Raw genomic sequence first — 21711 nt, 5'->3', positions numbered from 1 at the left:
TCACGCAACCTTATATTCACTCAAAATGTAGGGAAATAAACCATCTGTTACATAATAAAAAACGGCCCACTGTTCGGCCGTTATTCATATTCAGAACCAATCAAATCAAGCCATCTTGAAGGCTTTTATCGCTTGAAGATGTTGAGAGATTTTCTTGAACTTATGCGACTGGGTTTCATCCCATATGATGTCGTAATAATCTTCTAATGCTTTCGCCGTGAGTTGATTATCCAGCATCTCATCGTTACGTGACAGTATCACCAAGCAGCGACCTTTGTTCTTCACGCGATACTGTTCAACACATTTGGTCGCGATGTCCTCATACTCTTCAGGACGGTCAATTTTGCCAGTCATGTTGGTTTCTGGGTTGAGATTCGGGTTAAAGATCACCTGTTTGATACCGCACAAAAAGCCGATACGTTCAGACCAATATCCCCCTAACCCCACGCCACAAATGATTGGGTTTGGATCATTAGAATGCTCAATCACTTTATGGACTTCTTTCAGTAAGTGCTGCATATCATGTTTAGGGTGTCGCGTGCTGTAGCTGATAAAACGAACATCGTCGTCAATGAATTGCAGTTGCAGAACTTTTTCGTGGTTCCCTGGACTGGTTGAGTCGAAACCGTGCAAATAAATAATCATAATACTCCCCCGCTCCTTGAGGTTTTAATCTACCACGAACGCTAAGGTTTTAAAGTAAATCGTACGAAAACAAATGAGACATAAACAACAAACAGTGATCCTAACTGCAAAATGTTTCTTTTATTTGAAGCGCCTGATGGTAATAGTGCTCATCTCCCCAAAGCTGGAAAGCAAGCAAGTACCAGAGCATTGCCATCACTGCTGTTCTCGGTAACCACGCTTTCGATCCTTCAATCCAAGTATCGATATCTTCTATTTCTCTCAACTGGCAGTAGCGAGCAATAGCTTCCACTGGGTTCTCGTCTGCTACATCAATACTCAAAGCGAGATCCAATCTTGGATCAGCAATAGAAGCGTATTCCCAATCGATAACCTTGAGGCCATGTTCAGTTTTCACCATGTTATATCCGGCCAAATCAAAATGGCACAACGAATAGCCAACATTGGGCAAACTTGGTGGATTTCGCCAGTCTCGGTAAAGTTTCTCAAATTCGGGAGTTTTTAAGCTCTCTTTAATTTGAAACCAGTAATGGTCAACTCGAGCTAAGAATGAGAAAGGAACAACTGGAATTTTGGTTGTATCAATAGCGTGGATTCTAGATTGTATTTTGAGTAACGAGTCGAAATTCACCCCGTTGTGCAGTGATTCCCCTTCCACCCATTCAACTAACAGCCCTTGATCACTAATGAATATCGGTGCAGGGCCAATATGTGTCGACTCAATCGCCTTAAGAATCTGGTATTCCTGAAAACGAGAAATAGAAAAGGCTTTGGTGATAGGGGTATTAGGTCGCCAGACGTAGGCTTTGCCTTTCTGGCAAACCACTTTCCAACAGCGATTGGTTAATCCACCCGTTAGGGTTTGTGCGTATTCGGGCGGAAAAGAAAAAAAGTGAGCAACAGACTGCAACGTGGGGTCTAACTGACACGCTTCATGCCAAGACATTCTAGCCATTGCTCACCTCATTCAATTTTCCACACTAGATGGGATTAAAGACCAAGTAAACTTTTAGACTCTTGCTTACGGATTTCAGTTTCATCTGCCCATTCAATCAAGCCAGTTTGCAGATCCATTAAGCGCATTGTCATCTTGTAGTAAACATCTTTATCGCTACCCGCATTCTTCACGATGCTGGCTAGGTTTCCATACAGCATGTACTGGGCACCCAGCATTTTACCGAACTGAATTGCGGTGCTTTGGTTTACTAGCTCATCGTTGTTCTGGAAGTTAAGTTGTTCACGAACTGACTCTACACGATCCATATCAACAAATCGGAACTTTCCTGAATTCAGCATTTTGGTGCTGATGGTGTCAGTGATCGATTCAGTATCAATATGCTCACTGGTTTTATTCTTGATGCGTTCGACAAAAACGATTGGGCGCGAGTCACGAGTAATCGCCGCCACAGAACCGGACATCATCATGCTATCTACCATCTCACCAGCGATCTTTTGCAAATCCGTTGAACCAAAATCAACGTTAACCGTTTCTACGGCTTGCGCATCACCGTAACTGACTTTGTTTGAACATCCACCAAGAATCACAGCTAATCCAAGCAACGCAATAACACTCTTTTTCATTTGGCTTCCTCTAAAATTGCCTAGTCGTCAGATTCGCGGATCTGAACACGAAATTGTTTTCCATTTGGATTTACCGACACTTCTGAGATAGAGATACTTTCCATGCCGCGAACGATCGCTTGCTTCCAAGGCGCAAGACGAGTATTCACTTCCAAACCGTTATCGTCATACCAGTAGAATCGGTACTGAATATGTTGGTCGCCTATGTAATTACTGACTAAACGAACCACGCCTCGCGCGTGTCCATCAACGTCTATCGTTGATATATCATCAATAACAAGTCGATTACCTAGTACGTTGTCAGCAAATAATACTCTTTGCGATTCACCTTCAACACTTAATCCTGCTGTGTTTTTACTACAGCCCACTATCGCCAGCGTCGACAGTAAAGCTACAAGCCATTTTTTCATCACAATTTCCCTAGTTGCTTGTGCCACATAGTTGCGTTCGACCCTTGTTGAGACACCCAAACAAGAGTGGTTCCTTGGTCAGGAACATTGAAGCTGTATGACTTACCAGCCGCATTCAAGGTCTGTTCACCTGATGGTACGACTTCAGTGATACCGTGAACCGTCGCTGGTAACGTAATCCAACTGCGTGTATCTGGTTGTTCTGTCAATGTGTTCCACACATTCAACACTAAGTTACCGACATCATTACCGTTGGTGGTTTCTTTACGCAACTGTTCTTTTGCCACCACCCGTAAAGCTTGTCTAATAACGATTGCCGGCATCTTTTCAGACAAATTCCGCTGTGCCATTAAATCTACGTTAGTTAATGCAGAAGAAGCTAACTCTTTACCATTCAACTGCATATGAAATTTCTGCTGCACTACGCTGTTGTTATAGTACGGTAAAGCTAAAGAATACAGCGCACTATTACCTCTGCTGTCATAAAGAGGTAAAGATAATCGCCAGCTTTCCATCGCCTTTACAACACCTTGTTCATCTAAAATAATAACTCGCCCTTGGCCTTCTTGCAGAGTTTGTGCCGAACCGTACTGTTTTTCCAACAAAGTTAAGTCTTCTTTCATACCAAGACGTTTAGCGACCCGTAAAGTTCCGTCGATAACGGCTTTATTTTCAGGGGCAACCGCTAATGCTCGTCTGTAATCGACATAAGCACTGTTAAGATCGTTTGAAGCTTCATAAAGGAGTGCAGAAAGATAGAGTAGATAACCATTTTGCACGGCTTGCAATGTTTTGCCTGCATCTGGATATCGAGAAAGAACACTGCCCAGATTGGCACTGACGCCGTTTTCACGCAGCTCACTTTGAGCACGTTCAAGTTCAGCTTCACGATTTGCGCGAGCTTGTTCCTGAACCTGATTCGCTCGGCGCATTTCAACTAAAGCACCATCGAGATCATTGGCTTGAACGTAGTTCAGGCCAAGGTAGAGATGCAGGAAACCTAACTCATAATCCGCAGGCTGATAATCATTTAAGTTGTCGTTGACCGCGAGCGAACCTACGCTGGTCGCAGTGTCTGAAACTGAAATGATCGCCTTGCTCTGCTGCTGTCTTATAGCTTGGTCTGAAAGCTCTAGTGTTGCTTTACTTTCGGTATACTGCTGATTTAAAAAATAGACGCGACCTTTTTCCAGATTGTCCAGAATATCGCCCGCAACATAATCTTCAAATAAATCGGTAGCTTCAGAGAATTGCCCCTGCTTGACCGTTTGATATAAATCTTGGTTCTGGGCGCTGTAATGACTGAACAGGTTACCTGCCGTCATATTGGCACATGCACTTAACAGCAAACAGGCTATGGGAACCGTAATGTGTCGCTTTTTGGCCTTCACCACACACTCCGCAAAAATTAGGATGGAAACAATAATGCCCCGTTGGTTAACAGGGCATTATTCATACTTAACTCATCAATAGTGGACCTAGAGGGCGACCACCGACAAGATGCATGTGGATGTGGTAAACTTCTTGGCCGCCGTGTGAGTTGCAGTTTACTAGTAGACGATAGCCGTCTTCTGCAATGCCCTCTTCTTTCGCCAATTTCTTAGCCACAGTAAACATACGACCCAAAGCAAGCTCGTCACTCTCTTCCACATCATTCACGGTAGGAATCAACTTATTAGGAATGATTAAAATGTGGCTTGGAGCGCGAGGATTGATATCTCGAAATGCAGTAACTAAATCATCCTGATAGAGGATATCTGCTGAGATCTCTTTGCGAATAATTTTACTGAAAATGGTTTCCTCAGCCATAAAGTGCTCCGTAGTAGGCATTTTGTATAAATCATTGTGCATTTGAGTATGCGTCAAGGTGCTTCAAACCTCAATACAAAACATTATCCAGTTAACAGAATTCAATTTTCACGCCAGCTAAATTACAATTTTGTAACTTTCCTCTAAAAACTGTCGATTAATCATTCATAGAATATCACTTGCTTGTCTAGTCGTTGAGCCATTTGCCATAGAGCAACTTTTAGTTTTTTTATTTTTTGAGAATGTATTTATTGGGGGTAGAAGTATGCAAGGTTCCGTAATAAGACGGATGTATGCTGGTTTTGCATTAATTATCGTCATGTTCGCTGTAACAGTTGCCATCATGATGAGCGGAATGAACCAAATTCATTCTAATTTTGAAAGTGTATCGAAAACAGCGCTTCCGCTTGTTTCTTTATCCAATCAAACTAGCGTTCAGTTATTGTCTGCAGACAAATCATTTAAGGACTTTCTGACAACTCAGAATCTTGAACGAATGGACGAAATTCGCAGTTCGTTTGTTTCCGCCAAGGACAAGTTCAGCGAAACATTAAATCAGCTACAAGAAGCCAGTGTTTCACACTCCGATCTGATTGAGCGCGTCGAAGCGCTTAAACAATTAGAAGACCGTTATTTCACCGAAGCCGATAAAGCGATGAATAATTATCAGGCGATGTTTGATGCGCAAGCTAAGGTACAAAAATCAACTCGAGAGTTCCAACGCTTACAGGCAGAGCTGAGCGCTGGCATGAAAGAAGCCGTTGACGGTGAAAACAATATTTCAGTCAAAGTCATGGCGAAAAGTTACTTCATTAAACTTCGCGATGCGGAGGTAATCACTTCAGATGCATTGGCAAGTAGTGATGTCGCTTTTGTTGAAAAAGCTGTAGCACTGAACAAAAAAGCGGTGACTCATCTCAACTACGCATATCGCGGTCTGGTAACTCAACTTCCAGGTCTTAAAAGTGTATTTGAAAAGAAAGTTGAGCAATTTACTCAAGACATCGGCAAGAAAGGCGGCGTACTCGACCAACACAACGAATATCTTAAAGCTCGTGCAGCCCTCTATGAAAACATTGGTAACCTTGCGGCAGAAATCGATAACGCAATGACCATTTTGGATTCATTTAACGAAGCCGCGACCAACGATCTAAACGGCTCATTGGTTGAAGCGGGTGATGTTTATCAACAAGGCCTCTACAAAGCGGTTGGTATTGGTATCGCTGTACTTGTTGTTGCCATCGCTATTGGCTACCACTTAGCTCAAAGTGTACGTGAACCTCTTAAACGCATTCTTACCACACTAGAAAGCTTAACTGATGGTGATATGACGCAACGTATCGATATTCGTTACAACAACGAATTCAGTCGTGTGAGTGGTCATATCAATACCCTCGCAGATAGCCTGCATGACATTCTGAAAAAGCTAAACCAAGCATCAGATGCCCTAACGTCTACAGCAAACAACAACCAAGCAACATCACAAGGCGCACAGTCTCAGTTAAACAATCAACGTGAACAAACGGCGAGCGTTGCAACAGCAATGACAGAGATGGCGCATTCAGTGGGTGAAGTAGCAAATAGTGCTCAAAGCTCTCTGCAGATGGTTCAGCAAGTTGAAACCGCCTCTGAATCGGGTCGAGTAATCATGAGCCAAAACATTTCGACCATTAACCAGTTGGAAGCTCGATTGAATGAATCAGTGGAAGCTACTAACGATCTACGCCGAATGAGCAGCCAAATTGGCAGCATTCTCGATGTAATTCGCAACATCGCAGAGCAAACCAACCTACTTGCACTAAACGCCGCGATTGAAGCAGCGCGTGCAGGTGAGCAAGGTCGAGGTTTTGCTGTGGTTGCTGATGAAGTACGTGTTCTTGCACAACGCACGACCGAATCAACCGCTGAAATCGAGAATATGATCAGTAACCTTCAATCAAGCTCTACTTCAGCAAGTAAAGTGATTGAAAGCTGTATGAAAGATATGGAGCAATCTGTTGAGCAAGCGTCAAATGCCAACAGCGCAATGGAAGAGATACAGGCACTCATCATAGAAATCAGTCAGATGAGTACGCATATTTCACAAGCAGCAGCAGAACAAAACGAGACAACAACAAGTATTGCCCGCAGTATTGAGGACATCAACTTGATCTCTGATGAGAGCTATCGTGCAATGGCTGAAATTGCAGATAACAGCACGAACTTAACCCAACTAGCAGCACAGCAAAGTTCGTTAGTACACAGATTTAAATTGTAATTTTACTGTGCACTTTAAGCTCAAGATTGTAATCATTGAGTAAAAACTACCATAAGGGTGACCTTTTCTATAAGGTCACCCTTGTTTTTTACGTCTCGCACCGTTATATGATAGCTATGGCTTGCGGCAAACCTTTCATACTTAACTCTTTTTGCAAGCCAAACATGAGGAAAAACTATGGCTGTTCATGTTGGCATTATTGACCAAGACCCCGTCCGTCTGGTTACTCCACTTTTAGATAACAGAACTGCAAGTCGTCATATTGTTTTTGTTGGGGATAGCTCGCAAGAAGCAATGTATCTTCGCCTGAACAAAGTACTGAGCCAGCGAGATATCACTTCCGAGTTTTTCGAAATTCCGGCAGGATCTAACGTTGCCGAGATCAAGAAAGCGGTAAACGTTCTTGCTGATGACTTAAAGCAACGCAACCTGCCTATCAAACTCAATGCAAGTTGCGGTCTCAGACACAGACTTCTTTGTGTTTACGAAGTATTCCGCTCCTATCACTGGCCCATATTCGTCGTGGAACCTAACAGTGATTGTTTATGCTGGCTTTATCCGGATGGCAATACGGATACTCAGGTACAAGACCACATCACCATCTCTGATTACCTGACCATATTCGGTGCTCGTGGTGAGTTCAGTGAACATAACATCCCACCTCAGTTGGATGAAAAACTGTATAACTTGGGTGAACGTTGGGCGGGTAATGCTTTAGAACTTGGTCCTGGCTTAGCAACACTGAACTATCTAGCAACAACATGTCGCAAAGAGCAGCGGTTAGATGTAGAGCTTTCTGAAAAACAGCAAGGCTACCGTGAACTGAACATGTTATTGAATGACTTGGTTGAAACAGAGATTGCCACCTATGAAAATGGTGTTCTCACGTTTGCAAACGAAGATGCACGTCGATTTTCGAACGGCGAATGGTTAGAAACTCTTGTACACAGCACTGTTAAGCAGATTCAAGATGACTTACCGACCATTCAGGATCGTTCTTTAAACGTTCAGGTTTACCGTCAGTTGGGTGAGAAAGAAGTTCGTAACGAGCTGGACATCGCAACCGTTGTTAACAACAAGCTGTATATCATTGAGTGCAAAACCAAAGGTATGCGTGATGATGGCGATGACACCTTGTATAAACTGGAATCTCTAAGAGACTTGCTCGGAGGGTTACAAGCACGAGCGATGTTAGTAAGCTTCAGACCTCTACGCCATAACGATATTACTCGAGCGGAAGATCTTGGGCTCGCATTAATCGGCCCTGAAGAGTTAAAAGATCTCAAAACACACCTTACAGCTTGGTTTAAACAAGCCGGCGGCAGAGAAAACATATAGAAATATAACGCGATTAAAAAAGCCCGCTTTCCAGCGGGCTTTTCTATTAGGAATCGTCTTCAGTGAAGTTCGATGGCAGAGTATCTTTCATCTTGTTCCAGATCTGAGCACTATCAATGCCATAGTGACGAATCACACCCGGTAGCTGTTCTCGATCGCCCGAGCAGCAAATCGCCAATAGTTCTCGATAAAACGCCAGAGAGCGTTCTCGAGCTTCTGGATTCGAGAAATAATAACTTCCCACACGGTCGTAAAGCTTTCTCACACCGTTAAAAATCAAACCGTAGATTTGGTTACCAGAATGGAATGCTAAACGCTGAAACAACATGTAGTCGTAATAGTTAAAAGTCTTAGCAATCAACACTGACTGACGCTTTTCTTCGTCTTTCTCACCGTCATCTTTAACATGCTGCTGTAACTTCTCTGCAAATGGCCAAGATGCCATAAATGCATCCCATGACTCAGCAGCCAGAAGCGCTTCACACGACTCAATCACATTAGTAATTGTACGTTCTGAATTCTCTTTATTTACCTTGAATGCATAACGCATAAAGATAGGGCTGATATTTGTACGAGCCGCTAGTAGGTCTTCAACAATACTGGTTGCATTGTCTGCATCTAACGTCATTAACGTATCTAAAATATGTAAACCAGATGTTTCCATGAACTGGTTCACTTTCGTTGGCTTGCCATGTTGAATAGTCAACCAACCATCTCGTGCCAAACGCTGAAGAACTTCACGTAACGTTGTTCGAGTAACACCTATAAGTTCAGAGAGTTCACGCTCTGCAGGAAGAATGGAGCCTGGTGGGAAACGACCGTTCCAAATGCTTTCGATGATGTATTTTTCTGCGAAACCTGCTGGGCTTTTTGCCTTAATAACCATTAAGTACTTATCCAGTTTTCTATTTATTAGATTCAAATGTGACTCATCATACCACTAGTTATCACCAAGCGGAAACAAAGCAGCCCTAAACTTGTCACAAAGCTAACGCATGAAAAAAGAATTCTCCGACGAACCAATCTCTCATCTTATTTAAGCGCTTAAAATATGTTTCAAAATATTTCAATTGGTAACTTTTAATACATAAAAACCACATAAAAAAAGAGAGTTTAATCACAATAATAATTGAACAAATGGCAAAATAAACTTACCTAAATAGAGTGATTTACGTGAGCTTTGTAGTATTTACGCACATTTATTAATCCTATAGGCTTGAAAATAATTTTTTAATTAGCTTCAGGTTATAAAAGAAGCCACAATATCGAGCTAAAAAATAAATAATCCTAGCTTCAACACTTTCAAGCAGATTGTTGACTAAATAACTTATGCAGGTAGAGTTGCGGTCGAAGTCTAGAGTGCTTGTTTTGATCAGGGAGTGACTTGGCAAGGTTCTAAATAGGCAAATTTCATTATTGCCTCTCTAAGTCACTGTTGAAAGACTTTGATTCCAAACCTATTGAGGTTCAAATCAAAGCTTGCACATATCCTTGTTAATTTTTTTATAACAGTGAGAGTAATTACCATGCCGATGTCCCTTGGAAACGCTTTTATCAAGAATTTCCTAGGAAAAGCACCTGATTGGTACAAAGTTGCCATAATTGCCTTTCTTATAATTAATCCAATCGTTTTCTTTTTTATCAATCCGTTTATTGCCGGCTGGCTACTTGTCATTGAATTTATTTTCACTTTGGCAATGGCACTTAAGTGCTATCCGCTTCAACCTGGCGGTTTATTGGCAATAGAAGCAATTGCGATTGGGATGACTAGCCCAGGTCAAGTAAAACACGAATTAGTTGCCAATATTGAAGTACTGCTTCTACTGGTATTTATGGTTGCAGGTATCTACTTCATGAAGAATCTGCTGCTGTTTATATTCACTAAAATACTGCTTGGTATCCGTTCAAAAGTTGCACTTTCCGTTGCGTTTTGCATTACTGCGGCATTTTTGTCCGCTTTCTTAGATGCTCTAACCGTTATTGCTGTGATTATTAGTGTCGCTGTCGGTTTCTACTCTATTTATCATAAAGTTGCTTCAGGGAAGACATTCAACTCATCACATGACCACACTCATGATGAACACATTTCAGAACTGACTCGTGATGATTTAGAGAACTACCGTGGCTTTTTGCGTTCACTATTAATGCATGCAGGTGTAGGTACCGCTTTAGGTGGCGTAATGACTATGGTTGGTGAGCCTCAGAACCTTATCATTGCAGATCAGGCTGGCTGGTTCTTCGGTGAGTTCTTAATCCGCATGGCTCCTGTCACTGTCCCAGTATTTTTCTGCGGTATTATTACCTGTGTATTAGTCGAGAAATTTAAAGTGTTCGGCTACGGCAGTGAGCTACCAGCCAACGTTCGACAAATTCTTATCGATTTTGACACAGAAGAGCGTAAAACGCGTACTAATCAAGATGTCGCTAAGCTTTGGGTACAAGGTATCATCGCTGTTTGGCTAATTGTAGGTTTAGCTCTTCACTTAGCAGCAGTTGGTCTTATTGGACTTTCTGTAATTATTCTTGCGACTGCATTTACTGGTGTTATCGAAGAACACTCAATGGGTAAAGCGTTTGAAGAAGCATTGCCATTTACCGCCCTACTGGCCGTGTTCTTCTCGATTGTTGCGGTAATAATTGACCAACACTTGTTCAAGCCAATCATCGATGCAGTGCTTCACATTGAAGACAGTGGCACACAGCTAGCCTTGTTCTATGTAGCAAATGGTCTGCTATCCATGGTTTCGGACAATGTGTTTGTTGGTACTGTGTACATCAACGAAGTTAAAGAAGCCATGGTTCAGGGAATTATTACCCGCGATCAATTCGATTTGCTCGCCGTTGCTATTAACACTGGTACTAACCTACCATCTGTTGCGACACCAAACGGTCAAGCCGCGTTCCTGTTCTTGCTAACTTCAGCACTGGCTCCGCTAATTCGTCTATCTTACGGTCGAATGGTAGTGATGGCGCTGCCATATACCATAGTACTTACATTGGTAGGCCTAGCTGGCATAATCTTCCTAGCCGAGCCAATGACGCATATGTTCTACGATTTAGGCTGGCTTTCTCATCATCCTATTAGTGCCGTTGGTAGCCTTGCTCCAGAGGGACACTAAAATTTGTATTGAATAGGAAACTATTTCAAGATAAAAAGCTCTGATAACTCAGAGCTTTTTTATTTAAACGGTAAGGATCAACTGTGAATTTCTTTTCTAAATTGCACACATTTTCTAAAAGCCGAATCTCATGGATGTTGTTGTTGGGATTTGTGCTGTTTTTTGAAGCGTGTGCGCTTTTCTTCCAGCATGTGTTGGTGTTAGCACCATGCGTGATGTGTATTTATGAACGCGTTGCGATGTTGGGAATCGGTGGTGCTGCAATTGTGGGATTAATTGCACCTAAGAATCCACTGTTTCGTTGGTTAGGCTTTGCGGGTTGGGGTTATAGCGCCTACAAAGGATTAATGCTGTCGCTCCAGCACGTTCAATATCAGTTCCACCCGTCTCCTTTTGCCACCTGCGATGTGTTTGTTCAATTCCCGAGCTGGGCACCACTAAACCAATGGTTCCCTTGGATGTTCGAAGCCTATGGCGACTGTAGTGAGATCGTTTGGCAGTTCTTCGATTTATCAATGCCTCAATGGCTAGTCGTTATCTTTGCCGCTAACCTGTTTGTACTTGCTGTCATTGTTATCTCCCAGTTTTTTAAAGAGAAAAGACGATTCTTCAGCTAACAATAATTCACTGAATGTCATTAAAAAAGGCGCCAATTGGCGCCTTTTCGATACTCACAACTTGTTGATTGTTAATCTCTGATTGGTGCTGGAGAAAGAACTTCACGGTTACCATTGTGACCCGGAGCACTCACTATTCCCTGAGCTTCCAGCTGTTCGACAATACGCGCTGCTCGGTTATAACCAATTTTAAAGCGACGCTGTACGCCAGAAACAGAACCTCGACGCGTTTCTACAACGTGTTCTACTACCTGATCAAACAGAGGGTCAACCTCTTCATCACTTTCCATTCTTTCACCCGGTAGCATCATCTCTGGGCTTTGATCGCCACTGATAATGTCACTGATGTAGTTTGGTTTACCGCGCGCTTTCCAGTTGTTCACCACAGCATGTACATCATCATCGGATGCGAATGCACCATGCACACGTATTGTATGACTGGAACCCGGAGGCAAATAAAGCATATCACCCATACCAAGTAGCGATTCCGCGCCACCTTGATCTAGAATGGTTCGAGAGTCAGTCTTAGTCGATACCGTAAACGCTACGCGAGTTGGAATATTCGCTTTGATTAGGCCTGTAATCACATCAACAGAAGGGCGTTGTGTTGCCAATATCAGGTGAATACCCGCGGCACGAGCTTTCTGAGCAAGGCGAGCGATCAGCTCTTCAACTTTCTTGCCCACCACCATCATTAAGTCTGCGAACTCATCCACGACCACAACAATGTAAGGTAACTTCTCAAGCAGTGGCGCTTCCGCATCCATACTGTCACCTTCTTTCCACAATGGGTCGTGAATCGGGTGACCAGCTTCAGCGGCCATTTTCAGTTTGTCATTGAAACCTTTAATGTTTCGCACACCTAATACAGACATAAGCTTGTATCGACGTTCCATTTCGCCAACACACCAACGCAATGCATTCGATGCGTCTTTCATGTCTGTCACTACTTCAGACAGCAAATGCGGGATACCTTCATAAATAGAAAGCTCCAACATTTTCGGGTCAATCATGATGAAACGAACATCTTCCGGTGTCGACTTATACAACATACTTAGAATCATGACGTTCACGCCCACCGATTTACCTGAGCCTGTTGTACCCGCAACAAGCACATGAGGCATTTTGGAAAGATCGGCGACCACAGCTTCACCTGCAATATCCTGCCCTAGTACGATTGTGGTCGGAGATTTAGACTCTTTAAACTGAGGGCTGCTTATAACGTCAGACAAATACACGGTTTGGCGGCTCATATTCGGTAATTCCAGACCGACGTATGGTTTACCCGGTATAACTTCAACCACACGTACTGCCATGGCAGACAGAGAACGCGCTAAATCCATCGACAAGCTCGAAATTCGGCTAACCTTAACACCCGGTGCTAAATCCAGTTCAAAACGCGTGATAACCGGTCCAGGGAAGATATCGACCACTTCTGCTTGTATCTTATAATCTGCCAATTTCGCTTCAACCAAGCGAGCGATCTCTTCCAAAGCTGCTCGGTCAATGAAGTTTTCACGTTTCTCTGGATGATAGAGCAGTTCCAGTGTCGGCATTGGTTCAGACGGTTTTGGCAAGTTAACGTCTTTTTGTATCAAGAATGGGTTTTGTTGCCCTGCCATATTTGCCTGAGCGTCAGAAACTAGACTCTGGAAAGCCGTGAGGTCTTTGTCTTCTTCTATCTCGTTACTGTCTTCATCTTCATAATCATCAATGTCATATTCAGACTGCGCAGACTGAGGTTGCCATTCGTCCTCGTCATCATCGAGAACATCAAAGTTAGAAATTGTGGGCTCAATGTGAGTGTCATCTTCCAACTCTACGGCATTCACTACATTTTCAAGTTGGCGTGCATCTACGGGTGGTTCGTCAACAATATCTATCTGGTCAATGAATCGATCGTGTTCAGGCTCAGAGCTAGAGGGAACATCATCTTGAGCAAAGTCATCCGATTCACGGGCAACCATATCGAGCTCTTCAATTGTTGCTGACAGTTGCTTACTACGAGGAGGAATTTCCTCATCCTCGTCATAATTATAATTAGGAGCTGGAGAGAGTGGCGTTGATAAGGATTCTTCCTCTTCAGCTATAGAACGGCTCACTGGCTCTTCTTTCGGCATATGAATATTGAAGCGACGTTCTGTTGGCTGAGACTCGTATTCTGTCTCCTGAGGAACAGCAGAAATGCTTTCAACAGAATCGAGAGTTTCATCTGCTGGTTCTAACGCTTGGGTCTGAATAGGTTCTATAAGCGATGGCGGCGTTAGTTGAGGTTCAATGATTTCGTCTTTTTCACCACGCATGCGATTAAGTACCCAATGAAGACCTGCGATACTAGAGTCGCCTAGTCTTTCTACGATACTCAGCCATGAAATGCCTGTTAATAGTGTAAAACCTGCGCCCCAAAAGAAAAGCAAGGCCAACGTAGCTCCCAGAACGTTTAGCGTAGGCAAAGCTAAGCTAGTAAGAACGTCACCGACAACACCACCAGACGAAAAGTACCAGATGTCGTCAAAATTAATGTCCGCCAACCCACAGCTGGTTAACAAAAGGACCACTAGCCCAAGCAAGCGCGTTCCCCAAAGCATTAAATCAATGCTTTCATCTTCACGGCGTTTACGAAATACCACCCACGCACCAGCGGTTAAAATAATGGGTAAAGGATAAGCAAGTGAACCGAAGACAAAAAATAACGTGTCAGCGACCCAAGCGCCGACAATTCCGCCACCGTTTTGAATATCAGAACCCCATGCAGTTTGAGACCATGAGGGATCGGCAGGACTAAATGTGAACAGTGCTACTGCTAATAAAATAGAAGCCAGAACAGCCAGTATCAGCCCGCACTCTTTAAGTCTTTGAATACCATCCAAACGTCCAGAGTCAAACTCTTCACTCGTTTTGATAATTGTTTCGACTTTATTTTTGTTCTCTTTGAACATAAACCAACTTGAATATGATTATTATGGCCAACGTGAGTAACACTATACTCATATTGGATAGGTGAAAACAGTCCGAGCGGCAAAAGCCGCTCGGTTTGTTCGAAGATTTAACCATATCAAGGTCAAAAACCCAATTAACTAAAGTCAGAATGCGGAAAGAAATACCACTATTCTGAGCTTCAGCACGATTAACGAGTTTTAATGACTAACTGATTGGTTTGTTTAACTTCTTCCATTACTACGTAGGTTCGAGTGTCGTTTACACCAGGTAAACGCAACAAGGTATCCCCAAGTAACTTACGGTAAGCACCCATGTCTGATACACGAGTTTTCAACAAGTAGTCGAAATCACCTGAAACCAAATGACATTCTTGAATATCATCCAGTTTTTGTACTGCAGTATTAAACTGTTCAAACACGTCTGGCGCACCACGGTTTAGAGTAATTTCTACAAAAACCAATAGTGATGCATCAAGGTACTGAGGGTTTAATAACGCTGTATATCCAGTAATGTATCCCTGACGTTCTAAGCGACGTACACGCTCCAAGCACGGCGTTGGAGATAGACCTACTCGCTTAGATAATTCAACGTTCGAAATACGACCGTCTTTCTGCAACTCATTCAAGATGTTGCGGTCGATACGATCAAGATCCTTGGACGGCCTTTTATAGTTGTCTGCCATTTTTATATTCCACCTTAATTACTTCCTTGCAAAAAATATACTACAACTTTTTAATATGCAGTTTCAAATCTTAAACAATAGCGCATATACTAGCAATAAACTCGCCATAAAACTCAAGACACAGTCAATACAACCAAGTAAGACTAAGGAGTCAGGATGATCATTGGTGTACCTAAAGAAATCAAAAACCACGAATACCGTGTTGGTATGATCCCATCAAGTGTGAGAGAGCTGGTCTCTCACGGCCACCAAGTATTGATAGAAACAAATGCCGGACATGGCATTGGTATTTCCGACAACGATTACATCGCGTCGGGCGCATCCATTCTTCCTACCGCTGCCGACATATTTGCGAAAGCAGAGATGATTGTAAAGGTTAAAGAACCTCAAGCTGTAGAACGAGCATTGCTCAAAGAAGGGCAAATATTATTTACTTATTTACACCTAGCTCCAGATTTTCCACAAACTGAAGAGCTAATCAAGAGCAAAGCTGTCTGTATAGCATATGAGACTGTAACAGATAATATGGGTCGCTTACCACTATTAGCACCAATGTCTGAGGTCGCAGGCAGAATGTCTATTCAAGCGGGCGCACAGGCTTTGGAAAAATCACGTGGTGGATGTGGTTTATTGCTCAGTGGTGTACCGGGCGTTGCACCAGCGAAAGTCGTCGTTCTAGGTGGCGGTGTAGTCGGCGCAAATGCTGCGAGAATGGCGGTTGGCTTAAGGGCTGACGTGACCATCATCGACAAAAATATCGATACATTACGCAAGCTTGATGAAGAATTTCAGGGCAGCGCGAAAGTCTTATTCTCAACCAAAGATACGGTAGAACAAAATGTTCTAAATGCCGACCTAGTGATAGGTGCGGTTTTAATTCCCGGAGCTGCGGCTCCAAAGCTAGTGACAAAGCAGCACATTAGCCAGATGAAAGCAGGCTCTGCGGTAGTCGATGTTGCCATTGACCAAGGTGGTTGCTTCGAAACGTCCCATGCAACTACGCACGCAGAACCGACATACATTATCGATGATGTGGTCCACTACTGCGTAGCAAACATGCCGGGAGCGGTCGCGAGAACCTCAACCTACGCGCTAAACAATGCGACGCTACCTTATATCCTTAAACTCGCGAACAAAGGGTATCAAAGAGCATTACTTGAAGATTCTGGATTGCTCAATGGATTAAACGTTATTCACGGTAAAGTGACTTGTAAAGCAGTCGCCGATGCCTTCCAGCTTGACTACGTAGATCCTAGACAAGCGATAGAAATGTTTAATTGACCTCAAAAAGGACGCCGAGTTTATGCTCGGTGTCCTAGACACTATAAGCTCTCGTTTCTTACTGCATGAATAAGGATATTTCTCGGCGTGTCCTTTCTGTTGCAAAACTCGCTCAACTCGACGTGATAGCCTGTCTCTTGCAAAAACATCGCTTTATCTAAAACTAGCCAAATTTCCAATAAGCGGCGAAAACTTTGCTGAACTAAACTAAGTCGTTCCATTTGCCAAAAATATTGTGTACCCACTTTTTCATAATGTGCGAAATTCACTTTTGGAAGAAGGATGCCTTTTTGCTCGGCTGCCCATAAACAGAACGCTTCAAAGCCTTCACTCAACATGGACTTCTTGATGCTAGGAACGGGCATATATTCGCTAAACCCTAACTCTTCTCTCAGTAGAGCATTTAACCCCAGCCTGAAACTCATTTCCTGCTGCCTATGACGTTTAACCCGTTCTCCACCAGTTACGGTTTCCTGAAGTGGAATTCGCAGTTCCTGCTTGGTTAATCGGAGTTCGGAGTTTTGCCCCAAAGAAGATTGAGCTTGATAAGTATCATGGTGTGTTAAATGGTAGCAGCATGGCGAAAAGCTAACCGCTTTTGTCTTGGCAGCTGTGGCGTAACACATTAATCGAACATGCAAATCGCCACACGCATGCAGCGCAACCGCATGTTGCTCAGAGTGAAAAACTTGCGCACTTTTTGATTCAAATGCGTCGCCTTGAACGAAAGTCATCGGCAAATTGAGATGTTCAGCATCACTTTGTCCAGATTCACAAAGCGCTTGCTGATACTCAAAACTCACAACAGGTTGCTTTGAATTAAAAGCAAGAATTCGACCAAGATACCCCTTTCCAGCACACCATTCTAACCACTCATGGCCATGATGCTGATTCAGTACACTTTGTCCTAACGCTTTAATCTGAGAAAGCTTTCTTCCGGGAATTCCCGCCTCAAGTACAAGGTTTCGTTCCAATACAGAATGCTGAGTAAAGGGCAAACGGGTTAGTTGAGAAATAAGACCAAGTTCAGGAATCAAGTTAGACAACTGATTAATCAACTCATCAGTGTCATTCTTCATACGCTCGATCTCTTCTATGCTCAGACTCTCGAGCCAGTGATGCAACTGAGGGTATTGCTGTTGCCACAATGAAGTGCCGTCAAAACATTGCAGAAATGCTTCAAAACGCCAAAGAGACTGGTGCGTGACTAAATAAGTATCGATAGTTTGAAATTTGGACTGCATGGCTCCCCCCTAAACAGGCTGTAGTTTAGAGGGAGAGATAAATGAAGTAAAAGCCTTAACGTACCGGAAGTTCAATATCTTTAAACATCTCTTCAATCTCCATATTGGATTTCAGAGAGATAGCTTGTTCAACCACCGGACGGGTCAAATGAGGCGCAAATCGCTCCATGAAATCAAACATATAAGAGCGTAAGAAAGTACCTCTGCGGAAACCAATACTGGTTGTGCTCGCGCCGAAGATATGGCTCGCATCAATCGCGACAAGGTCTTTATCTTGCTCTTTATCAATTGCCATACTGGCAATCACACCAACACCAATCCCCATACGAACATAGGTTTTGATCACGTCTGCATCTGTAGCAGTAAAGACAACCTTAGGTGTTAACCCTACCCGATTAAAAGCCGTGTCCAGTTCAGAACGCCCTGTAAAACCAAACACGTAAGTCACTAAAGGAAAAGCAGCCAAATCTTCAATTGAGATGCGATCTTTTTTAGTTAGTGGATGATCTTTAGGGACAACAATTGAACGGTTCCAGTGATAACAAGGTAGCATTACTGCATCTTGGTATAGATGCAATGCCTCAGTTGCAATAGCAAAATTCGCTACACCCTTGGCAATTGCTTCAGACATTTGACTCGGCGTCCCTTGATGCATATGAAGAGATACCTTTGGATAACGAGCAGTAAATCCTTTAATAACTTCAGGCAGAGCATAGCGTGCTTGCGTATGAGTAGTTGAAATATTAAGCGTACCCATTTCTGGATGAGTATGTTCACCCGCAACGGCTTTGATACTTTCGACACGAGAAAGTATTTCTGTCGAGATACGTACAATATCTTCGCCAGCTTGCGTTACTTGAGTAAGGTGCTTACCACTTCGTTCAAATATTTGAATGCCCAACTCGTCTTCCAATAAACGAACTTGTTTACTGATCCCTGGCTGAGATGTATACAAACTCTCGGCTGTGGCAGAAACGTTCAAATTATGGTTGACCACCTCAACGATATACTTTAATTGCTGCAACTTCATAACTGCCCTAATTCCTTGCCTAAATGAGTATGCTTTATAATTATTAGTTATATACCCATACTAATAGAATTTGCAAGGTCTCACAGCTCAGCAAACAGATAAATTTAAGAAAATACTGCTTAAGATGAAAAATTAACTCTATTCTTAAGTATTAGCGGCAAAACTTTGTGCGAACCTTCAAACAAAATAGATAGGAGCGTTTTTTTGCTTCAAAAAAAACATAATGAAATTAGTAAATTTCTAGGTGTAGTGATAAGTTATGTTGTTGTATCCTATTCACTAGTCATTGAAAAATGAAGACACGGAATTTATGAATATAGGTTTAATCATTGCGCTGGTTGCAGTACTGTTAGTTTTGGTTTTGGGCTACAACATTATGTTGCAGTATAAAGTCAAAGTTGAAGCGGCAAGAAAGCAAGAATCCTCAAAATACTTGGCAATCATTGATGCTACCGAAGATTTAATTGGTAATGCTCATCACCTGCCTTTTAGTAAAGAATTATTGCTTTGCCTAAATATTCGAATTTTGGATTGCTTGCAAAACATGCTTGAACTTGAGCCAAAAAATAAACAGTTGGCACAACGTATTGAACATATGAATGCGCAAATTAAACATTTGAAAGAACATCATCCGGGTGGTGACAGTACAACCTTTAAAGTTCCTAGCAGTGATAAGCAAGCGATTGTGATGCTTAAACTGGTCAAGCGTTTACGCGATACGATCAAGAGTGAACATAATAAAGGTCGCTTTGAAACCCAAGCTTATGTGACTGAAAATGCTCGTCTCGAAAATATTCAAGTCCGTATCAACATTGAAAACGTTATTAAACGAGCAAATGATTCGATCATTCGAGGCCAACCGGGTACCGCGATTCAGTTGTTACGTAAAGGCTTAGATGTTCTGAGCACAAAGAACGATAACTACTCAAACCAAGCACGAGATAAGCTACAGCAAATGTATGATGATCTCGAGCATAGACGCCAATCAAAAAGCGCAACTGAACTTCAAGAGATCGAAGAAAAAGAACGTAACAGTGATATGGAAGCGCTCTTTGGTGAAAAGAAAAAGTGGTAATATACTTGTTACCAACGTAACAATCAGTTTGATGAAAGGTTGCCTCGGCAACCTTTTTTATTATAAGAATTATGAACCAAAACCAAACCTTCAATACTCTGCTCGCCCCAATCCATCAGTTTCTACAATGCACGACACCTGATGCTTGGATTGAAGAAGCCAGAAGACCTGCGAACTTATCTAGAATCCTACGAGACCATCTCTTATGTGAGCTGAAAGCGGCTCAGAGCGCTGTTTTTTTACTAAAGCGATATGCGCTTACTGAAGAAGGTAAAAAGCAGATAACCCAGCTTGTGGAGCCATATGAGCTATTTGCTTACAAAGGCATAGGAAGCCTAGATACGTTGCGCGGGAAAAGCCAGCTATCAAAATCAATTAGCGCCAAAGAAGGCTGCGCTTATGGACAAGACATGATTGACAAAATGGTGCTCCTTATTAAAGAAGAGCTGCATCACTTTTATCAGGCTTTGGAAATCATTGAACAACAAGGCTTAGAATATCGCCCTATTACAGCGAGTCGTTACGCGAAAGGCATGATAAAACACGTCCGAACTTATGAACCAGAAGCTCTTATAGATAAGCTAATTATCGGTGCATATATCGAAGCCCGCTCATGCGAACGCTTTGCTAAGCTCGCTCCTTATTTAGAAGAATCTATTCAGAAGTTCTATATTTCTCTCTTGCGCTCTGAAGCACGTCACTATCAGGATTACTTAGCACTTGCTGAGAAAATATCTACACAAGATATTACAGACAGAGTTAAGTATTTTGGCGAAGTAGAAGCCAAGCTTATCTCTTCCAACGACACTGAGTTTCGATTCCATTCCGGTTCCCCGGTATAGAAAAAGCCAGCGAGTATCGCTGGCTTTTTTGTAGTTCAATTACTTACGCTAATGATGCGTTAATTTCTGCAAGTACTACGGCTGGGTCTGCAGCTTGAGTGATTGGTCGGCCAATTACTAGGTAATCTGAACCTGCTTGAACGGCTTCATATGGCGTCATAATACGGCGTTGATCACCAACATCAGCGCCAGCCGGACGAATACCAGGAGTCACCAATTTAAACTCCTTACCTAAGCTTTGTTTGAGCATTTGAGATTCTTGTGCAGAACACACCACGCCATCTAAGCCAGCATTTTTTGTCAGGGTCGCTAAACGCATTACTTGATCCTGAGGTTTAATATCCAAGCCAATACCAGCAAGATCACTTTGCTCCATGCTCGTCAATACCGTTACACCAATTAACAATGGACGGTCTTTACCATACGGTTCTAAGATTTCTCGAGAAGCAGCCATCATGCGCTCACCACCACTAGCATGGACGTTGACCATCCAAACTCCAAGTTCAGCGGCAGCTTTTACTGCTTTAGAACAGGTATTTGGGATGTCATGAAACTTAAGATCTAAGAATACAGAGAAGCCACGTTTATGTAGTTCACGAACGAAATCTGGGCCAAAAAGCGTAAACATCTCTTTGCCCACTTTTAAGCGACAGCTTGTTGGGTCGATTCTACTGACAAATGCAAGCGCATCCGCTTGATTATCATAATCCAGTGCAACGATCACTTTCTGGTCGTTCATTTCTACTCCTAAGTATTGATTGAGCTTAAAAAAATGCAGCCATTAGAGCTGCAAGTCTTATTGGCTGATGACATACCAATAATGATGGCCTTTTGACCTATT

19 protein-coding genes are annotated in these 21711 nt (G+C 42.7%); 7 read left to right on the top strand and 12 right to left on the bottom strand.

The window, feature by feature from the left end; genetic code table 11:
* Positions 1–105: 105 nt before the first annotated feature.
* The 6 genes from ycfP to hinT form a co-directional block, all read right to left on the bottom strand.
* Positions 106–645, bottom strand: a complete 540-nt coding sequence (gene ycfP, locus L3V23_RS11510; RefSeq protein ID WP_102940667.1) for an alpha/beta hydrolase YcfP — start codon at positions 643–645, stop codon at positions 106–108.
* A gap of 100 nt (positions 646–745) precedes the next feature.
* On the bottom strand, positions 746–1600 hold the full coding sequence (locus L3V23_RS11505) for a phosphotransferase (protein WP_102953886.1): 855 nt from the start codon (positions 1598–1600) through the stop codon (positions 746–748).
* A 35-nt stretch (positions 1601–1635) separates the two neighbouring features.
* Entirely contained in the window at positions 1636–2226 is a 591-nt protein-coding gene (gene lpoB, locus L3V23_RS11500) for a penicillin-binding protein activator LpoB (RefSeq protein WP_237292363.1), read from the bottom strand.
* A gap of 20 nt (positions 2227–2246) precedes the next feature.
* Positions 2247–2636, bottom strand: a complete 390-nt coding sequence (locus tag L3V23_RS11495) for a YcfL family protein (protein WP_237292362.1) — start codon at positions 2634–2636, stop codon at positions 2247–2249.
* Entirely contained in the window at positions 2636–4030 is a 1395-nt protein-coding gene (locus tag L3V23_RS11490; protein WP_237292361.1) for a hypothetical protein, read from the bottom strand. Before L3V23_RS11490 ends, L3V23_RS11495 begins: the two co-directional genes overlap by 1 nt.
* A gap of 64 nt (positions 4031–4094) precedes the next feature.
* Entirely contained in the window at positions 4095–4445 is a 351-nt protein-coding gene (gene hinT / locus L3V23_RS11485) for a purine nucleoside phosphoramidase (RefSeq protein WP_042486751.1), read from the bottom strand.
* A gap of 265 nt (positions 4446–4710) precedes the next feature.
* Between hinT and L3V23_RS11480 the strand changes: the two genes are divergently transcribed.
* The gene (locus L3V23_RS11480) at positions 4711–6702 is read left to right on the top strand and encodes a methyl-accepting chemotaxis protein (protein WP_237292360.1); all 1992 of its coding nucleotides are present in this window, start codon (positions 4711–4713) and stop codon (positions 6700–6702) included.
* A gap of 177 nt (positions 6703–6879) precedes the next feature.
* A complete protein-coding gene (locus L3V23_RS11475; RefSeq protein WP_102962700.1) occupies positions 6880–8040 on the top strand; it encodes a DUF1887 family protein in 1161 nt (386 codons plus the stop codon).
* A 46-nt stretch (positions 8041–8086) separates the two neighbouring features.
* Here L3V23_RS11475 and fadR read toward each other — a convergent pair whose 3' ends face one another.
* Positions 8087–8926: a fatty acid metabolism transcriptional regulator FadR gene (fadR, locus tag L3V23_RS11470; protein WP_042486759.1), complete on the bottom strand. Its 840-nt coding sequence runs from the start codon at positions 8924–8926 to the stop codon at positions 8087–8089.
* A 640-nt stretch (positions 8927–9566) separates the two neighbouring features.
* Here fadR and nhaB point away from each other — a divergent pair.
* Positions 9567–11159, top strand: coding sequence for a Na(+)/H(+) antiporter NhaB (gene nhaB / locus L3V23_RS11465; RefSeq protein WP_042486761.1), 1593 nt, complete (start codon positions 9567–9569; stop codon positions 11157–11159).
* A gap of 83 nt (positions 11160–11242) precedes the next feature.
* Positions 11243–11776 (top strand): disulfide bond formation protein DsbB, encoded by a 534-nt coding sequence (gene dsbB, locus L3V23_RS11460; RefSeq protein ID WP_102953880.1) that lies wholly within the window; start codon positions 11243–11245, stop codon positions 11774–11776.
* A 71-nt stretch (positions 11777–11847) separates the two neighbouring features.
* Here the strand turns inward: dsbB and L3V23_RS11455 are convergent, their stop codons facing one another.
* Positions 11848–14715, bottom strand: a complete 2868-nt coding sequence (locus L3V23_RS11455; protein ID WP_237292359.1) for a DNA translocase FtsK 4TM domain-containing protein — start codon at positions 14713–14715, stop codon at positions 11848–11850.
* A gap of 188 nt (positions 14716–14903) precedes the next feature.
* On the bottom strand, positions 14904–15398 hold the full coding sequence (gene lrp / locus L3V23_RS11450) for a leucine-responsive transcriptional regulator Lrp (protein ID WP_004726475.1): 495 nt from the start codon (positions 15396–15398) through the stop codon (positions 14904–14906).
* A 156-nt stretch (positions 15399–15554) separates the two neighbouring features.
* On the opposite strand from lrp, the gene ald reads away from it, so the two are divergent.
* Positions 15555–16679, top strand: coding sequence for an alanine dehydrogenase (ald, locus tag L3V23_RS11445; protein WP_042486774.1), 1125 nt, complete (start codon positions 15555–15557; stop codon positions 16677–16679).
* Positions 16680–16720: 41 nt separating this feature from the next.
* On the opposite strand, the gene L3V23_RS11440 is transcribed toward ald, so the two are convergent.
* Both L3V23_RS11440 and cysB read right to left on the bottom strand, forming a co-directional pair.
* Positions 16721–17923 carry a methyltransferase gene (locus L3V23_RS11440; RefSeq protein ID WP_237292358.1) on the bottom strand — a complete coding sequence of 401 codons (1203 nt, stop codon included), beginning with the start codon at positions 17921–17923 and terminating at the stop codon, positions 16721–16723.
* A 55-nt stretch (positions 17924–17978) separates the two neighbouring features.
* Positions 17979–18953 (bottom strand): HTH-type transcriptional regulator CysB, encoded by a 975-nt coding sequence (gene cysB, locus L3V23_RS11435; protein WP_042486780.1) that lies wholly within the window; start codon positions 18951–18953, stop codon positions 17979–17981.
* Positions 18954–19263: 310 nt separating this feature from the next.
* Here cysB and L3V23_RS11430 point away from each other — a divergent pair, with 310 nt between their 5' ends.
* On the top strand, positions 19264–20028 hold the full coding sequence (locus L3V23_RS11430) for a hypothetical protein (protein ID WP_042486783.1): 765 nt from the start codon (positions 19264–19266) through the stop codon (positions 20026–20028).
* 71 nt (positions 20029–20099) lie between these two features.
* Positions 20100–20870 (top strand): tRNA isopentenyl-2-thiomethyl-A-37 hydroxylase MiaE, encoded by a 771-nt coding sequence (gene miaE, locus L3V23_RS11425; protein WP_237292357.1) that lies wholly within the window; start codon positions 20100–20102, stop codon positions 20868–20870.
* 43 nt (positions 20871–20913) lie between these two features.
* Here miaE and pyrF read toward each other — a convergent pair whose 3' ends face one another.
* Entirely contained in the window at positions 20914–21609 is a 696-nt protein-coding gene (pyrF, locus tag L3V23_RS11420) for an orotidine-5'-phosphate decarboxylase (RefSeq protein WP_237292356.1), read from the bottom strand.
* Positions 21610–21711 lie beyond the last annotated feature (102 nt).

The sequence above is a fragment of the Vibrio sp. A1-b2 genome (genome assembly GCF_021726015.1).
In the GTDB taxonomy this organism is placed as follows: domain Bacteria; phylum Pseudomonadota; class Gammaproteobacteria; order Enterobacterales; family Vibrionaceae; genus Vibrio; species Vibrio diazotrophicus.
The sequence above is the reverse complement of the archived record's forward strand: the minus strand, read 5'-3'. Positions and strand labels throughout refer to the sequence as shown.

Excerpts from the sequence above, each read along its gene's own strand:
- pyrF (WP_237292356.1), bottom strand. The coding sequence starts at position 21,609 with ATGAACGACCAGAAAGTGATCGTTGCACTGGATTATGATAATCAAGCG.
- nhaB (WP_042486761.1), top strand. The coding sequence starts at position 9,567 with ATGCCGATGTCCCTTGGAAACGCTTTTATCAAGAATTTCCTAGGAAAA.
- L3V23_RS11475 (WP_102962700.1), top strand. The coding sequence starts at position 6,880 with ATGGCTGTTCATGTTGGCATTATTGACCAAGACCCCGTCCGTCTGGTT.
- L3V23_RS11495 (WP_237292362.1), bottom strand. The coding sequence starts at position 2,636 with ATGAAAAAATGGCTTGTAGCTTTACTGTCGACGCTGGCGATAGTGGGC.
- L3V23_RS11440 (WP_237292358.1), bottom strand. The coding sequence starts at position 17,923 with ATGCAGTCCAAATTTCAAACTATCGATACTTATTTAGTCACGCACCAG.
- ald (WP_042486774.1), top strand. The coding sequence starts at position 15,555 with ATGATCATTGGTGTACCTAAAGAAATCAAAAACCACGAATACCGTGTT.
- lpoB (WP_237292363.1), bottom strand. The coding sequence starts at position 2,226 with ATGAAAAAGAGTGTTATTGCGTTGCTTGGATTAGCTGTGATTCTTGGT.
- fadR (WP_042486759.1), bottom strand. The coding sequence starts at position 8,926 with ATGGTTATTAAGGCAAAAAGCCCAGCAGGTTTCGCAGAAAAATACATC.
- hinT (WP_042486751.1), bottom strand. The coding sequence starts at position 4,445 with ATGGCTGAGGAAACCATTTTCAGTAAAATTATTCGCAAAGAGATCTCA.
- L3V23_RS11505 (WP_102953886.1), bottom strand. The coding sequence starts at position 1,600 with ATGGCTAGAATGTCTTGGCATGAAGCGTGTCAGTTAGACCCCACGTTG.
- L3V23_RS11480 (WP_237292360.1), top strand. The coding sequence starts at position 4,711 with ATGCAAGGTTCCGTAATAAGACGGATGTATGCTGGTTTTGCATTAATT.
- miaE (WP_237292357.1), top strand. The coding sequence starts at position 20,100 with ATGAACCAAAACCAAACCTTCAATACTCTGCTCGCCCCAATCCATCAG.
- L3V23_RS11455 (WP_237292359.1), bottom strand. The coding sequence starts at position 14,715 with ATGTTCAAAGAGAACAAAAATAAAGTCGAAACAATTATCAAAACGAGT.
- ycfP (WP_102940667.1), bottom strand. The coding sequence starts at position 645 with ATGATTATTTATTTGCACGGTTTCGACTCAACCAGTCCAGGGAACCAC.
- L3V23_RS11430 (WP_042486783.1), top strand. The coding sequence starts at position 19,264 with ATGAATATAGGTTTAATCATTGCGCTGGTTGCAGTACTGTTAGTTTTG.
- cysB (WP_042486780.1), bottom strand. The coding sequence starts at position 18,953 with ATGAAGTTGCAGCAATTAAAGTATATCGTTGAGGTGGTCAACCATAAT.
- lrp (WP_004726475.1), bottom strand. The coding sequence starts at position 15,398 with ATGGCAGACAACTATAAAAGGCCGTCCAAGGATCTTGATCGTATCGAC.